This window comes from Pseudomonas sp. GW822-FHT06D10 (assembly GCF_058799535.1).
Genome location: NZ_JBXALN010000007.1, coordinates 254,565 through 268,055, shown reverse-complemented (window position 1 = coordinate 268,055; position 13,491 = coordinate 254,565). Strand labels below are relative to the sequence as shown.

Below are 13,491 nucleotides of genomic sequence, written 5' to 3'. Positions count from 1 at the left end.
TTCCCGACTTTCGCCTACCCGGCGGCCCTGTTCTCGAGGAGGACTCCATGTTCACCGGCATCATCGAATCCATCGGCAGCATTCGCGCATTGACCCCAAAAGGCGGAGATGTGCGGGTCTATGTAGAAACCGGCAAGCTTGATCTGGCCGACGTCAAACTGGGCGACAGCATCGCGGTGAACGGCGTCTGCCTGACCGCTGTTGAACTGCCTGGCGATGGATTCTGGGCCGATGTCAGCCGTGAAACCCTGGACTGCACCGCCTTTCATCAGTTGAAGGCCGGCAGCCGGGTGAACCTGGAGAAAGCCCTGACCCCGACCACCCGCCTGGGCGGTCACCTGGTCAGTGGCCATGTCGACGGCGTCGGTGAAGTGGTGGCGCGGGAAGAAAATGCCCGGGCCATCCAGTTCCGCATCCGCGCACCGAAAGAGCTGGCCAAGTACATCGCCCATAAAGGCTCGATCACCGTCGACGGCACCAGCCTGACGGTCAACGCGGTCAATGGCGCCGAGTTCGAGCTGACCATCGTTCCCCATACCCTGGCGGAAACCATCATGGCCGACTACCGGCCGGGTCGGCAGGTCAACCTTGAGGTGGACCTGCTGGCGCGCTACCTGGAGCGCCTGCTGCTGGGCGACAAGGCGGCCGAGGCCACGGGCGGCACCATTACCGAAAGTTTTCTGGCCGCTAACGGCTATCTCAAATCCTGACTCAAGGGGGTGCCGAGTGGCGCTCAACAGCATCGAAGAACTGGTTGAAGACATCCGCCAAGGCAAGATGGTCATCCTCATGGATGACGAAGACCGCGAGAACGAAGGCGACCTGATCATGGCCGCCGAGTGCTGCAAGGCCGAACACATCAACTTCATGGCCAAGCACGCCCGCGGCCTGATCTGCATGCCCATGAGCCGCGAGCGCTGCGAGCTGCTCAAGCTGCCGCTGATGGCGCCGCGCAACGGTTCGGGGTTTGGCACCAAGTTCACCGTCTCCATCGAGGCCACCGAAGGCGTGACCACCGGTATCTCCGCCGCTGACCGCGCCCGTACCGTGCAGGCCGCCGCTGCCAAGGACGCCAAGGCCGAGGACATCGTCAGCCCGGGCCACATCTTCCCGCTGATGGCCCAGCCCGGCGGCACCCTGGCCCGCGCTGGCCACACCGAGGCCGCCTGCGACCTGGCGCGCATGGCCGGTTTCGAGCCCAGCGGGGTGATCTGCGAAGTGATGAACGACGACGGCACCATGTCCCGTCGCACCGAACTGGAAGCCTTCGCCGCCGAGCACAACATCAAGATCGGCACCATTGCCGACCTGATCCACTACCGGATGATCCACGAACGTACCGTTCAGCGGATTGCCGAGCAGCCGCTGGATAGCGAACTGGGCCAGTTCAACCTGGTGACCTATCGTGACTCCGTGGAAGGCGACGTGCACATGGCCCTGACCCTGGGCGAGATCTGCGCTGAAGAGCCGACCCTGGTACGGGTGCACAACATGGATCCGCTGCGCGACCTGCTGATGGTCAAGCAACCGGGCCGCTGGAGCCTGCGGGCGGCCATGGCCACGGTGGCCGAGGCCGGCAGTGGCGTGGTGCTGTTGCTCGGGCACCCGCTGGATGGCGACGTGCTGCTGGCGCATATCCGTGAAACCGCGGAGCACCAGCCGGCGAAGAAGCCCACCACCTATAGCATCGTCGGTGCCGGTTCGCAGATCCTGCGCGACCTGGGCGTACGCAAAATGCGCCTGATGAGTGCGCCGATGAAGTTTAATGCGATATCCGGTTTCGACCTGGAAGTTGTAGAATACGTGCCCTCCGAATAAAAGCCGCCTGTTTCCGGCAGCCTATTCGCGGTTCAAATATCACTGAAGAGCGTGTACTAGACACGCTCTGGCTCTTTAAGAGATTTGTCGAATGACCCTGAAGACCATCGAAGGTACCTTCATCGCCCCTAAAGGCCGCTATGCCCTGGTGGTCGGCCGTTTCAACAGCTTCGTCGTCGAAAGCCTGGTCAGCGGCGCGGTTGACGCCCTGGTTCGCCACGGCGTGAGCGAAAGCGACATCACCATCATCCGTGCTCCTGGCGCCTTCGAAATTCCGTTGGTTGCACAGAAAGTGGCACAAAAGGGTGAGTTCGCGGCAATCGTCGCCCTGGGCGCGGTCATTCGTGGCGGTACCCCGCACTTCGAATACGTGGCTGGCGAGTGCACCAAGGGCCTGGCCCAGGTGTCCATGGAGTTCGGCGTGCCAGTGGCCTTCGGCGTGCTGACCGTTGACTCGATCGAACAAGCCATCGAGCGTTCCGGCACCAAGGCCGGCAACAAAGGTGCTGAAGCTGCCCTGTCCGCCCTGGAAATGGTCAGCCTGCTGGCGCAGTTGGAGGCCAAGTGATTAGCGACGATAGCGATCGTTTCAACCCGCGCGATCCCAAGCCTGCCAATGCCGGCAAGCCATCCAAGAGCGCCAAGCGTCGCGAAGCCCGTCAGCTCGCGACCCAGGCGCTGTACCAATGGCACATGGCCAAGCATTCGCTGAACGAGATCGAAGCGCAGTTCCGGGTCGACAACGATTTCACTGACATCGATGGCGCCTACTTCCGTGAGATCCTGCACGGGGTTCCGGCCAACAAGAACGAGATCGACACCGCGCTCGTGCCTTGCCTGGACCTGGCCATCGATGAGCTGGACCCTGTGGAGCTGGCGGTTCTGCGCCTGTCCACCTGGGAACTGCTCAAGCGCGTCGACGTGCCGTACCGCGTTGTGATCAACGAAGGTATCGAACTGGCCAAGGTCTTCGGTTCCACCGATGGCCACAAGTTCGTCAATGGCGTACTCGACAAGCTGGCCCCACGCCTGCGCGAAGCTGAAGTGAAGGCGTTCAAGCGCTGAACCGCGCTTGCAGCTGCCATGGGCGAGTTTGAGCTGATCCGTAACTTCTTCGCTGCCGCGCCTTGTGCGCAGGGCGGCGAGGGTGTTGCCCTGGGGATCGGCGACGACTGCGCCTTGCTGGCAGTTGCCCCTGGCGAGCAGTTGGCGATTTCCACCGACACCCTGGTGGCCGGTGTGCATTTCGCCGATCCCTGCGAGCCCTTTCTTCTTGGTCAACGCTCCCTGGCGGTGGCTGTCAGCGACCTGGCCGCCATGGGCGCCACGCCACTGGCCTTTACCCTTGCCCTGACCCTGCCGACGGTAAGCACCGATTGGCTGCAGGCCTATGCCCAAGGCTTGAATGCCATGGCGCAGAACTGCGGGGTGCGCCTGATCGGTGGCGATACCACCCGCGGCCCCTTGACCCTGACCCTGACGGTATTCGGCCGGGTACCTGCCGGCCTGGCCCTGACCCGCAGCGGTGCTCGGGCAGGCGATCTGTTGTGCGTCGGCGGTGACTTGGGCAACGCCGCCGGCGCCTTGCCGCTGGTTCTGGGCCAGCGCAGCGCCGAGCCGGCGCTGGCTGAGCCACTGCTGGCCCATTACTGGTCGCCGCAACCGCAACTGGCCCTGGGCCAGGCGCTGCGGGGCAAGGCCACGGCGGCGCTGGACATCTCCGATGGCTTGCTGGCCGACTGCGGCCATATCGCCACGGCCTCGGCGGTTGGTTTGCAGGTCGAGGTCGAGAAGCTGCCGCTGTCGCCGGCGCTGCTGGGCTTTCTCGGCCAGCAGCGCGCTCGCGCCGCGGCCCTGAGTGGCGGTGACGACTACGTCCTGGCCTTCACCCTGCCACCGGCCGAACTGGCGCCGCTACTGACGGCCGGCTGGCCAGTGCGGGTGGTCGGGCGAGTGGTGGCCGGGCAGGGGGTGACCCTGCTGGATGCCGATGGGCAGGACATCACCCCCGGCACCCGGGGTTATCAACACTTTCCGGAGACACAGTGACAGATCATCCCAAACAGGTCCCGGCGGAGTTCGTACCGCCGTCGGTGTGGCGCAACCCCTGGCATTTCCTGGCCTTCGGCTTTGGTTCCGGCACCTTGCCCAAGGCGCCGGGCACCTGGGGTTCGCTGGTTGCGCTACCCTTTATCCCGCTGTGGCAGATGTTGCCGGACTGGGGCTACTGGCTGATGCTCGGCATCACCATGCTGTTCGGCTTCTGGCTGTGCGGCAAGGTAGCCGACGATCTGCGAGTGCATGACCATGAAGGCATCGTCTGGGATGAAATGGTCGGCATGTGGATCACCCTGTGGCTGGTGCCCGAAGGCTGGTACTGGCTGCTGGCAGGTTTCCTGATGTTCCGCTTCTTCGACATTCTCAAGCCCTGGCCGATTCGCTGGATCGACCGGCATGTGCATGGCGGCGTCGGCATCATGCTCGACGACGTCCTCGCCGGGGTGTTTGCCTGGCTGGCGATGCAAGGGCTGGTGTGGTGCTTCAGCTGAGGAAATAGGCATGGGTGTGTGCCGCGCGCTGCTGGTATTGCTGGTTGCCTTGAGCTGTTGCAGCGTTCGGGCCGCGGAGCCGCAGGCGCAGCCCAGGCACATTCGCATCGCCAGCGAGGTCTGGAGCGATTACACCGAAGCCAACGGCGAGGGGCTGGGCTGGGACATCCTGCGCGAAGTCTTCGAGCCGCTGGGTGTGACCATCGAACGTTGCAGCGTGCCCTATACCCGTTCGGTCGGGCTGGTACAGCGCGGCGAAGTGGACGCCCACATGGGTGCCTACCGTGATGAGTCGCCGGGTGTGCTTTACCCCCACTGGAACTACGACACCGATCACATCTACGCCCTGGGACTGGCCAGCAACCCCGAGTTGAGCCTGGCGACTATCGCCAGTTACCGACTGGTCTGGGTGCGCGGCTACAAGTACCAGGACTACCTGCCCAATATCCGTCGCTACAACGAGATCCGCCGGCGCATCGGCATCCTGCCGATGCTGCTGTACAGCCGCGCCGACTATTACATCGATGCCCAGACCGAGATCGACTACGTGCTGGGGCAGGCCTCCGATCCGAGCCAGTTCAAGCGTACCCACCTGACCGAGCTGCCGCTGTACCTGGGGTTCGCCAGCAACCCGCGCGGGCGGGAAATGCGCGAACTGTACGACCAGCGCATGGCACAGCTGGTGAGCACCGGGCGTTTGCGGCCGATCTTCGAGCGCTGGAAACAGCCTTATCCCTTTGACGGGAGCCCTTAGCCGGCGGTGCGTTGATCAAACTTATCGATCTTTATCTCCGATAATTCAGCCTAAGCGTCCAGTGGAGGCTGCTGTTACAATGCCGCCTCTGCGAATCTCCAGTCCTCATACAGATCAGGAGCACAACAGTGCCCGTCGTTTTTGTTGCTGCTTGCAAGCTGCCTACGCCTTTTGCGCAATTCACCATGCATGGTTTTCTCGATGAAGCTACCGGCCGCGAGCATGTGGTGCTCAGCCTGGGCGATATCGCCGACGGCGCTCCGGTTCTCGGCCGCCTGCACTCCGAGTGCCTGACCGGCGATGCACTGTTCAGCCAGCGTTGCGACTGCGGCTCGCAACTGGAAGCCGCCCTGCAGGCCATCGCCCGCGAAGGTCGTGGGGTGTTGCTGTACTTGCGCCAGGAAGGCCGGGGTATCGGCCTCTTGAACAAGATCCGCGCCTACGAACTGCAGGACGGTGGCGCCGACACCGTGGAGGCCAACGAACGCCTGGGCTTTGCCGCCGACCAGCGCGACTACGCCATGTGCCTGCCGATGCTGGAGCACCTGGGGGTCAAGTCCCTGCGCCTGATGACCAACAACCCGCGCAAGGTCAAGGCCTTGACCGAGATGGGGATCCAGGTCGCCGAGCGCGTACCGCTGCACACCGGCCATAACCCGCACAACAAACTCTACCTGGCGACCAAGGCCAGCAAGCTCGACCACATGATGGGCAACGAGCACCAGGGCGAGGTCGACCGCGCGTGACCCGGGGCCAAGTCAAGCGGCGCCTGACCGTCAGTTGGTGGCAATACCTGGCCCTGGGCCTGTTGCCGTTGTTCGTGATCAACGCGCTGTTCGGCCAGGGCGAGCCCATCCTGCCGGTGCTGGCGATGCCGTTCTTCATTGCCGGGGTGGCATCGATGTTCGTCAGCCTGCGCTTCTTCGGCGGCTACAAGCACGCCCTGATCGCCACCCAGAAAGCCCTGGACACTCCCGAGGAACCGGCGGCCTGGATCAACCTTGCGGCCAGCCGGCGGGTGGCGTTCCTGGCGGCGTCGCTGCCGGCCTGGATCGGCACCCTGGCGGTGTTCGTCGGCCTGGAAGCGGTGCCGCTGATGCTTCTGGCGGTGTCCACGGCGGTGCTGTTCTACCTCTATCGCATTCCGCGTCAACTGGGCTGATGCTGCGCTGGCTGGCGGTCCTGTGCCTGCTGGCCAGTGTTCCGGCGCTGGCGGCGCAGCGGGTGGTGAGTCTTGCACCATCGCTCTCGGAAATCGTTGTAGAGCTGGGGGCCGCCGAGCTGCTGGTGGGCGTGCTGGATGCCGGTGAACGGCCCGCGCCGCTCAAGGACCTGCCTTCGGTGGGGCGCTACGGCCAGCTGGATATCGAGCGCTTGCTGAGCCTCAAGCCTGATCTGCTGTTGCTCTGGCCGGGCAGTGTCGGCCCGGCCCAGCGCGATCAACTGGCGCGCCTGGGGATCCCCACCCTGGTTGCCGAACCCCATGACTTCCCGCAACTGACCGCGCAGATTGCCGAGATCGGCGAGCGCCTGGGTCGCCCGGCGGCCGGCCGCGAGCTGGCCGCCGAGTTGAACGGGCAACTGGCTGCATTGCGCGTCCGCTATCACCGCGAACCGCCGTTGCCGGTGTTCTATCAGGTCTGGGACCAGCCGCTGTACACCGTGGGTGGTGGGCAGATCATCAGCGAAGCCTTGAGTGTCTGCGGCGCGCGCAATGTGTTTGCCGACCAGCAACTGCCGGCGCCCCAGGTCAGTATCGAGTCGGTGTTGCAGCGCAATCCGCAGGCGATCCTCGCCACCGCCCAGGGACAACTGGATGCCTGGAAGGACTGGCCGCAGGTCGCGGCGGTGCGGCAAGGGCGGTTGCTGCTGGTAAGGGACAAGGGCCTGGAGCGGCCCAGCGGGCAGATGATTGCCGCGACGGCCAGGCTCTGTGCCTTGATCGCACCTGAGCGCTGAGCCCCTTCACCGGCAGGCCTTGCCCTAGGGACCTGTAGGCGCCGGCTTGCCGGCGAAGGCGGCGGATCTTACAGCTCAGGCGTCCAGGTCACGCCGAGCATCCAGGTACGGCCTTCGCTGGGGTAGCCATAGTCGTTGCCGTTGTACTCGTAGAGCGCGCGGCTATAGGACTTGTCGAAGATGTTGTCGAGTTTCAGGTCCAGCTTCACTTCCTGATTGATCGCCCAACTGCTTCGCAGTCCGAGCAGGCCGTAGCCGCCAATCGGGACCTGCTTTTTCGTGCTCAAGTCTTCACGGCTCTTGCTCACCAGTTGCCAACTGGCACCTAGCGCCAATCGGTCGAACTGCCGGTCTAGATCCAGATTCAAGGTGCGGCGGGCACGGCGCGGCAGTTGATGGCCATCCTTGCGATTGCGCGGATCAATGATCGCGGTGCCGATGCTGGTCTGCCAGCCGAACAGTTCCTGTTTCAGGGCCGCTTCGAAACCGTTTATTCTCGCTGCGCCAACGTTTTCCGGGCGTTGGGCTATGCGGTCATAAATGATTGCGTCCTTGATATCGGTGCGGAAGATCGAGGTCTCCAGGCGAGTGCTTTGCGTCAGCTGGTTACGCCACTGCAATTCATAGCTCTTGGAGTGTTCCGGCTTGAGGTCGGGGTTGCTGAAGCCGGGGTAATACAGGTCGCTGAAGTTGGGCGCCCGGAAACCTTCGCTATAGGAGAGCAGCAAGTCATTGTCCGGGTTGAGCGGCAGGGTAAAGGTGCCGCTCCAGGTGTTCTGGCTGCCATATTGCTGGTTCTGGTCGCGGCGCAGACCCAGCTCGGTGGAGAAACTGTCACCGCGAAAGCGGTGCTGAATGAAGGCCGCCCGGTTCCAGCGGCTGTCTTCGGCAAATCGCGCCGGGCTGGTATTGAGCCGGTCTTCGTACCAGTCAGCGCCGAGGATCAGGCTGTTGTGTTCGTCCAGGCGCAGATCGTTCTGCCAGTTCAGCGAGTCCCGGTAGGTATTGAATACGTTTCGTTCGTCACTGAGTTTGTCGCGCTTGAGGTCGCGGTTCTCGCTATGCCCCAGCTCTACTCGCGACGTCCAGTAATCATTGATGTGCGCATCGAGATAGCCGTTGACGCTGCTGACACTGAAGTCGGTGTAAGGATCCTGGGCGAAGACGTCGTAGCTTGAGTCGTAGCGCCCAAAGGGGTTGTCATAGCGCGTGCGACCACGGTTATCCAGCAGGTTGAGGCCCACCTCCAGGTCATCGTTCAGCGCATGGCTGAGGGTGAAGCTCAACGACTTGTTGCGGTAACCATCATGGTCGGCATCGCTGGGGAACGATTCGTGGGTCCAGTCGATCCCGGCGGTTTCATCCAGGTTGGCGCCGAGGCTGAAGCGTGTCTGTTGATCTCCACCGGACAGTCCCAGGCTGCGCTCCCAGGTCTGGTTGCCGCCAGCGGCGACGCGCATGCGCCCATGGAGCCCCGAGTCCGCTCCGCGTCGGGTGAAGATCTGGATCACCCCGCCAATGGCGTCGCTGCCATAGATCACTGAGCGCGAGCCACGCAGTACTTCCACCCTTTCTATCTGCTCGATACTGATGAACTGCAGGTTACTGTCGCCGCTCGATGAGCTGCTGATGCGCTGGCCGTCCACCAGCACCAGGCTCTGGGCCGAGTTGGTGCCGCGGATGAAGATATTCGGCAGGTTGCCGCGCCCGCCGCCCTGGGCTACCTGCACCCCCGGCACCCGCTGCAGCAGGTCGGTGAGGCTGGTGGGTTGCAGGCGGTCGATGTCTTCCCGGGTGAACACGGTGTTGGCGGCGCTGCTGTCATTGCGCGCTTCTACCTGGCGGTTGGCGCTGATCAGCATTTCGGGCAGTTTCAGGGCCTGATCGCGGTCGGGGGTGTCGGCAAAGAGTTCGGCGCAGGGCAAAAGGCAAAGCGGCAGGGCCAGGCGAGAGAGTTTCATGGCTATTCCGTTGGCGCGGCTCGGCCTTTGCCGCAAAGTGGGAGAGGCTGCACAGTGAAGGCCAAAAAGCGACGCCCGCATGGCGGGCGTGCAACAGCGGCTACAGCTGGCCGTTGTGGATCAAGCCAGGCCCAGCAGCGCCAGGCGCTGGCGCACCGAGGCCTCGATGCCGGCTTCGTCGAGGCCGCACTCGGCGAGCATCTGCGCCGGTTTGGCGTGCTCGACGTAGGCGTCCGGCAAGCCCAGGTGGAGGATCGGCTTGAGGATGTTTTCCCGTGCCAGGTATTCGCTGACCGCACCGCCGGCGCCACCCATGATGGCGTTTTCCTCGATGGTCACCAGCAGTTCGTGGCTGCTGGCGATCTCGCGTACCAGGGCTTCATCCAGTGGCTTGACGAAGCGCATGTCGACCACCGTGGCGTCGAGTTTCTCGGCCACTTGCAGGGCTTCGGCCAGTTGCACGCCGAACACCAGCAGGGCCACTTGCCTGCCCTGGCGGCGGATCACGCCCTTGCCGATCTCGATCGGTTCCAGGCTCTTGTCGATCGGTGCGTTGGGGCCGGTGCCGCGTGGGTAGCGCACGGCCGCAGGGCCGTTGTACAGGTGCCCGGTGCTGAGCATCATGCGCAGCTCGTTCTCGTCGCTCGGGGTCATCACCAGCATGCCGGGGATGCAACGCAGGTAGGAGAGGTCGAAGCTGCCGGCGTGGGTCGGGCCGTCTTCGCCCACCAGGCCGGCGCGGTCGATGGCGAACAGCACGTCGAGGTTCTGTACCGCCACATCGTGGATCAGTTGGTCATAGCCGCGCTGGAGGAAGGTCGAATAGATCGCCACCACCGGCTTGGCGCCCTCGCAGGCCATGCCGGCCGCCAGGGTCACGGCATGCTGCTCGGCAATTGCCACGTCGAAGTAGCGCAGCGGGAAACGCTCGCTGAAGGCCACCAGGTCCGAACCTTCCTTCATCGCCGGGGTGATGCCCACCAGGCGCGGGTCGGCGGCGGCCATGTCGCACAGCCATTCGCCGAACACACCTGAATACTTCGGCCCGCCGGCCTTTTTCGGCGCGGCCGCCGGGGCGTCCAGGGGTTCCAGCTTGGTAATCGCGTGGTAGCCGATCGGGTCGACCTCCGCCGGGGCGAAGCCCTTGCCCTTCTTGGTCACCACATGCAGGAACTGCGGGCCCTTGAGGTCGCGCATGTTGCGCAGGGTGGCGATCAGGGTCGGCAGGTCATGGCCGTCGATGGGGCCGATGTAGTTCCAGCCCAGTTCTTCGAACAGGGTGCCGGGGACCAGCATGCCCTTGGCGTATTCTTCGGTGCGGCGAGCGATTTCCCAGGCCCCGGGCAGGCGCGACAGCACTTTCTTGCTGCCTTCGCGCATGCTGGCGTAGGTGCGGCTGGAGAGAATCTTGGCCAGGTAGTTGGACAGCCCGCCGACATTGCGCGAGATCGACATGTCGTTGTCGTTGAGGATCACCAGCATGTTGGCGTCCACTTCCGGCGCGTGGTTCAGGGCCTCGAAGGCCATGCCCGCGGTCAGGGCGCCGTCGCCGATCACGGCGATGGCCTTGCGCTCGCTGTTCTGCAGGCGTGCGGCGATGGCCATGCCCAGGGCAGCGCTGATGGAGGTACTGGAGTGGCCGACGCCGAAGGTGTCGTACTCGCTCTCGGAGCGCCGCGGGAAGGCGGCCAGGCCGTCTTTCTGGCGCAGGCTGGCCATCTGCTCACGGCGCCCGGTGAGGATCTTGTGCGGATACGCCTGGTGACCCACGTCCCACACCAGCCGGTCGTCCGGGGTGTCGAACACGTAATGCAACGCGATGGTCAGCTCGATGACCCCGAGGCCGGCACCGAAGTGCCCGCCGGTCTGGCCGACCGTGTAGAGCAATTCCAGGCGCAACTCATCGGCCAGGGTTTCCAGCTCGGCTTCGCCTAACCGGCGCAGGCCGTCCGGCGTCTGGGCGCGGTCGAGCAGCGGCGTGGTCGGGCGTTTGCGGGGAATCTCATGAAACGTCGTGGGCATCAGGCGAATCGTTATAGGTATAGAAAGAGGCGGCAGTTTACCTTATGCATCGCAAGCTGCCCACGCAGAGCGCCGAACTTGGCCGATATGCGGTCCTGCTACGGACCGCCGATCAGCTGCGGCGTTCGACGATATAGCGCGCCAGCTCGCGCAGCGGCTCGGCCGCTGCGTCAAACGGACGCAGGGCATGCAGCGCCTGGTCGCGCAGTTCCAGGGCGTACTCCTTGGCTGCGGCCAGGCCCAGCAAGGCCGGGTAGGTCGGCTTGTCCCGGGCGATATCGGCGCCCTGGCGCTTGCCCAGGGTGGCGGTATCGCTTTCGACATCGAGAATGTCGTCCTGCACCTGGAACGCCAGGCCAATGGCCTGAGCGTAGGTTTGCAGGGCCTTGAGCTCGCCCTTTTCGGCCCGGCCGCTGGCCAGGGCGCCAAGGATCACGCTGGCTTCGATCAGTGCCCCGGTCTTGTGCCGATGCATGTATTCCAGGGCCTGCTGGTCCAGCTTGAGCCCCACGGAGCCGAGGTCGATGGCCTGGCCGCCGACCATGCCCGCCGGGCCCGCGGCCTGGGCCAGGGTGGTGACCATGCGCAGGCGGATCTCGGCGCTGGCGTCGCTCAGGGCCGGGTCCAGCAGGGCGCTGAAGGCCAGGCTCTGCAGGCCGTCGCCGGCGAGGATCGCGCAGGCTTCATCGAAAGCCTTGTGGGTAGTGGGCTGGCCGCGGCGCAGGTCGTCATCGTCCATGGCCGGCAGGTCATCGTGCACCAGGGAATAGGCGTGGATCAGCTCCACCGCGCAGGCGGCGCCGTTGGCTTGCTCGGGCTTGCCGCCCAGGGCCTCGCAGGCGGCGTAGGCCAGCAGCGGGCGCACGCGCTTGCCGCCATTCATCACGCTGTAGCGCATGGCTTCATAGAGGCGGGCAAGTTCGGGGCTAGGGGCGGTGAACAGGGTGTGCATTGCAGCGTCGACGCGGGCCTGGCTGGAGGCCTGATAGGCGGTAATCATTCCGGCTGTTCCGCATCGAAGGGCTGTTCCGCCAGCTCGCCATCGCGCTCCAGGAGGATCTGCACCTTCTGCTCGGCCTGGGCCAGGGCCGCCTGGCAATCGCGGGTCAGGCCGATGCCTTGCTCGAAGGCGGTCAACGAGTCTTCCAGCGACAGCTCGCCGTTCTCCAGACGCTCGACCAGGGTTTGCAGGTCGGCGAGGGATTGTTCGAAATCTAAGGCAGCTTTTTTGCGGGCCATGGCGGCTATCCCGGTTGACGTTAAACCGGCGCGACACTAGCAGACAGCGGGGTTTCGGGCAAATGAGAAGCGCCCGCTGGCGGGCTTCGGGCGGGGGGCGTTGGGGTAGGGGGGCAGGGGTTTTCACGACGCGCATTGCTCCCGGGATTGAAGGGGGTGATGGCGCTGTAATGGCACTTGTTGCGGGGGGGTCAGGGCATTGCCGATTCCCTCGCAAATTCCTTTTCCGGCAATTGTGCAACAGGCGCCAAGTCGCTAATCTGCGGCCTTTCCAACGCCCTTTGTTGCCGGGCACTCTTTCTGAATATTTGCAGCCGCGCCGAGGATCTGGCGCCAGGGTTTTCCCATGCATGGCAGGACGCATTACATGCGCGCTCTATCCTCCCTTCTGCTGACCTTGCTGCTGGCCGGGCCGGCATTCGCCGAGCCTTCTGCCGAGCTGCAGGAACCCCTGGCCGGCTGGCGTTATTCCGGCCTGCTGGACCGCACCGAGCAGGATCGCGTGGCCTATCCGACGCCGCCCATCGACCGCGGCATCCAGCGCAACCGCACCCTGATCGAAGGCCAGCTCAAGGCCATTGGCCATTTGCGCCAGCCCCACAGCCTGTCGGTCAACGGCAACCCGTTGAATCTCTATACCGACGAGCAGGGCCGTTTTGCCCGGCCCTATGCGTTCGGTGCCGGCTCCAACAGCGTCGAAGTGCGCAGCTCCGAGGGCAAGTCCCTCAAGCGCGTGCAGTTCTATGAAGCCAACCTGAACAAGACTCCACCGCGCATTCGCGTAGTGCTGGGCTGGGATGATCCCAAGGCCGAGCTGGACATGCACATCATTACCCCCGACGGTCAGCACGCCTTCTTCGGCCACCCCGGCCTGACCAATGGCGGCGGCCTGGACCCGGACGGCGTCGATGGCCCGGGCCCGGAAATGTTCACCATGACCGCACCGCTGCGGGGCACCTACCTGATCTACGTGAACTACTGGGGCAACTTCGGCAGCGGCGGATACAACTTCGACGAAGGCAGCAATCAGAACGAGGTGATCACCTCGCAGATCAACCTGATCCTTAACGAAAACACCGTCGATGAGAAACGCGAGACCTTTATCGTGCCCATGCGGGCCATCGGCGACCTGTTGCTGGTCAAGTCTTTCAACTATTGAACATCCCGCACCACGGATGAATTGGGCTTT

The 13,491-nt window shown here is 64.2% G+C and carries 15 protein-coding genes; 11 read left to right on the top strand and 4 right to left on the bottom strand.

The genetic code is table 11. The features are described from left to right. Positions 1-47 precede the first annotated feature (47 nt). The 10 genes from AC1RL5_RS23985 to AC1RL5_RS23940 all read left to right on the top strand — a co-directional run bounded on the left by AC1RL5_RS23985 (position 48) and on the right by AC1RL5_RS23940 (position 7,080). Positions 48-710: a riboflavin synthase gene (locus tag AC1RL5_RS23985; RefSeq protein WP_011063737.1), complete on the top strand. Its 663-nt coding sequence runs from the start codon at positions 48-50 to the stop codon at positions 708-710. Positions 711-726: 16 nt separating this feature from the next. Continuing rightward, complete coding sequence (gene ribBA / locus AC1RL5_RS23980; RefSeq protein ID WP_011063736.1) at positions 727-1,818, top strand: bifunctional 3,4-dihydroxy-2-butanone-4-phosphate synthase/GTP cyclohydrolase II; 1,092 nt, start codon at positions 727-729, stop codon at positions 1,816-1,818. 91 nt (positions 1,819-1,909) lie between these two features. Then, complete coding sequence (gene ribH, locus AC1RL5_RS23975) at positions 1,910-2,386, top strand: 6,7-dimethyl-8-ribityllumazine synthase (protein WP_011063735.1); 477 nt, start codon at positions 1,910-1,912, stop codon at positions 2,384-2,386. Continuing rightward, on the top strand, positions 2,383-2,883 hold the full coding sequence (gene nusB / locus AC1RL5_RS23970; protein WP_011063734.1) for a transcription antitermination factor NusB: 501 nt from the start codon (positions 2,383-2,385) through the stop codon (positions 2,881-2,883). Before ribH ends, nusB begins: the two co-directional genes overlap by 4 nt. A gap of 18 nt (positions 2,884-2,901) precedes the next feature. After that, positions 2,902-3,867 carry a thiamine-phosphate kinase gene (gene thiL / locus AC1RL5_RS23965; protein WP_072452873.1) on the top strand — a complete coding sequence of 322 codons (966 nt, stop codon included), beginning with the start codon at positions 2,902-2,904 and terminating at the stop codon, positions 3,865-3,867. After that, positions 3,864-4,367 (top strand): phosphatidylglycerophosphatase A family protein, encoded by a 504-nt coding sequence (locus AC1RL5_RS23960; RefSeq protein ID WP_011063732.1) that lies wholly within the window; start codon positions 3,864-3,866, stop codon positions 4,365-4,367. Before thiL ends, AC1RL5_RS23960 begins: the two co-directional genes overlap by 4 nt. A 10-nt stretch (positions 4,368-4,377) precedes the next feature. After that, the gene (locus tag AC1RL5_RS23955) at positions 4,378-5,121 is read left to right on the top strand and encodes a substrate-binding periplasmic protein (protein WP_015637198.1); all 744 of its coding nucleotides are present in this window, start codon (positions 4,378-4,380) and stop codon (positions 5,119-5,121) included. Positions 5,122-5,249: 128 nt separating this feature from the next. Then, positions 5,250-5,867: a GTP cyclohydrolase II gene (gene ribA, locus AC1RL5_RS23950; RefSeq protein WP_011063730.1), complete on the top strand. Its 618-nt coding sequence runs from the start codon at positions 5,250-5,252 to the stop codon at positions 5,865-5,867. Beyond that, positions 5,864-6,283 carry a hypothetical protein gene (locus tag AC1RL5_RS23945; RefSeq protein WP_011063729.1) on the top strand — a complete coding sequence of 140 codons (420 nt, stop codon included), beginning with the start codon at positions 5,864-5,866 and terminating at the stop codon, positions 6,281-6,283. The genes ribA and AC1RL5_RS23945 overlap by 4 nt, the downstream gene beginning before the upstream one ends. Then, positions 6,283-7,080: a cobalamin-binding protein gene (locus tag AC1RL5_RS23940; RefSeq protein ID WP_011063728.1), complete on the top strand. Its 798-nt coding sequence runs from the start codon at positions 6,283-6,285 to the stop codon at positions 7,078-7,080. Before AC1RL5_RS23945 ends, AC1RL5_RS23940 begins: the two co-directional genes overlap by 1 nt. A 68-nt stretch (positions 7,081-7,148) precedes the next feature. Here AC1RL5_RS23940 and AC1RL5_RS23935 read toward each other — a convergent pair whose 3' ends face one another. The 4 genes from AC1RL5_RS23935 to AC1RL5_RS23920 all read right to left on the bottom strand — a co-directional run bounded on the left by AC1RL5_RS23935 (position 7,149) and on the right by AC1RL5_RS23920 (position 12,302). Continuing rightward, positions 7,149-9,041: a TonB-dependent receptor plug domain-containing protein gene (locus tag AC1RL5_RS23935; protein WP_492590129.1), complete on the bottom strand. Its 1,893-nt coding sequence runs from the start codon at positions 9,039-9,041 to the stop codon at positions 7,149-7,151. Between the two features lie 120 nt (positions 9,042-9,161). Next, a complete protein-coding gene (gene dxs, locus AC1RL5_RS23930; protein ID WP_011063726.1) occupies positions 9,162-11,063 on the bottom strand; it encodes a 1-deoxy-D-xylulose-5-phosphate synthase in 1,902 nt (633 codons plus the stop codon). 112 nt (positions 11,064-11,175) lie between these two features. Then, entirely contained in the window at positions 11,176-12,063 is an 888-nt protein-coding gene (gene ispA, locus AC1RL5_RS23925) for a (2E,6E)-farnesyl diphosphate synthase (protein ID WP_011063725.1), read from the bottom strand. Beyond that, positions 12,060-12,302, bottom strand: coding sequence for an exodeoxyribonuclease VII small subunit (locus AC1RL5_RS23920; RefSeq protein WP_011063724.1), 243 nt, complete (start codon positions 12,300-12,302; stop codon positions 12,060-12,062). Before AC1RL5_RS23920 ends, ispA begins: the two co-directional genes overlap by 4 nt. A gap of 367 nt (positions 12,303-12,669) precedes the next feature. Here AC1RL5_RS23920 and AC1RL5_RS23915 point away from each other — a divergent pair, with 367 nt between their 5' ends. Beyond that, positions 12,670-13,461 carry a YfaP family protein gene (locus AC1RL5_RS23915; protein WP_019092777.1) on the top strand — a complete coding sequence of 264 codons (792 nt, stop codon included), beginning with the start codon at positions 12,670-12,672 and terminating at the stop codon, positions 13,459-13,461. Positions 13,462-13,491: the final 30 nt, after the last annotated feature.

Coding starts and splice junctions, on each gene's coding strand:
- AC1RL5_RS23935 (WP_492590129.1), bottom strand. CDS start 9,041: ATGAAACTCTCTCGCCTGGCCCTGCCGCTTTGCCTTTTGCCCTGCGCC.
- ribH (WP_011063735.1), top strand. CDS start 1,910: ATGACCCTGAAGACCATCGAAGGTACCTTCATCGCCCCTAAAGGCCGC.
- AC1RL5_RS23985 (WP_011063737.1), top strand. CDS start 48: ATGTTCACCGGCATCATCGAATCCATCGGCAGCATTCGCGCATTGACC.
- dxs (WP_011063726.1), bottom strand. CDS start 11,063: ATGCCCACGACGTTTCATGAGATTCCCCGCAAACGCCCGACCACGCCG.
- AC1RL5_RS23955 (WP_015637198.1), top strand. CDS start 4,378: ATGGGTGTGTGCCGCGCGCTGCTGGTATTGCTGGTTGCCTTGAGCTGT.
- AC1RL5_RS23920 (WP_011063724.1), bottom strand. CDS start 12,302: ATGGCCCGCAAAAAAGCTGCCTTAGATTTCGAACAATCCCTCGCCGAC.
- AC1RL5_RS23940 (WP_011063728.1), top strand. CDS start 6,283: ATGCTGCGCTGGCTGGCGGTCCTGTGCCTGCTGGCCAGTGTTCCGGCG.
- AC1RL5_RS23915 (WP_019092777.1), top strand. CDS start 12,670: ATGCGCGCTCTATCCTCCCTTCTGCTGACCTTGCTGCTGGCCGGGCCG.
- thiL (WP_072452873.1), top strand. CDS start 2,902: ATGGGCGAGTTTGAGCTGATCCGTAACTTCTTCGCTGCCGCGCCTTGT.
- ispA (WP_011063725.1), bottom strand. CDS start 12,063: ATGATTACCGCCTATCAGGCCTCCAGCCAGGCCCGCGTCGACGCTGCA.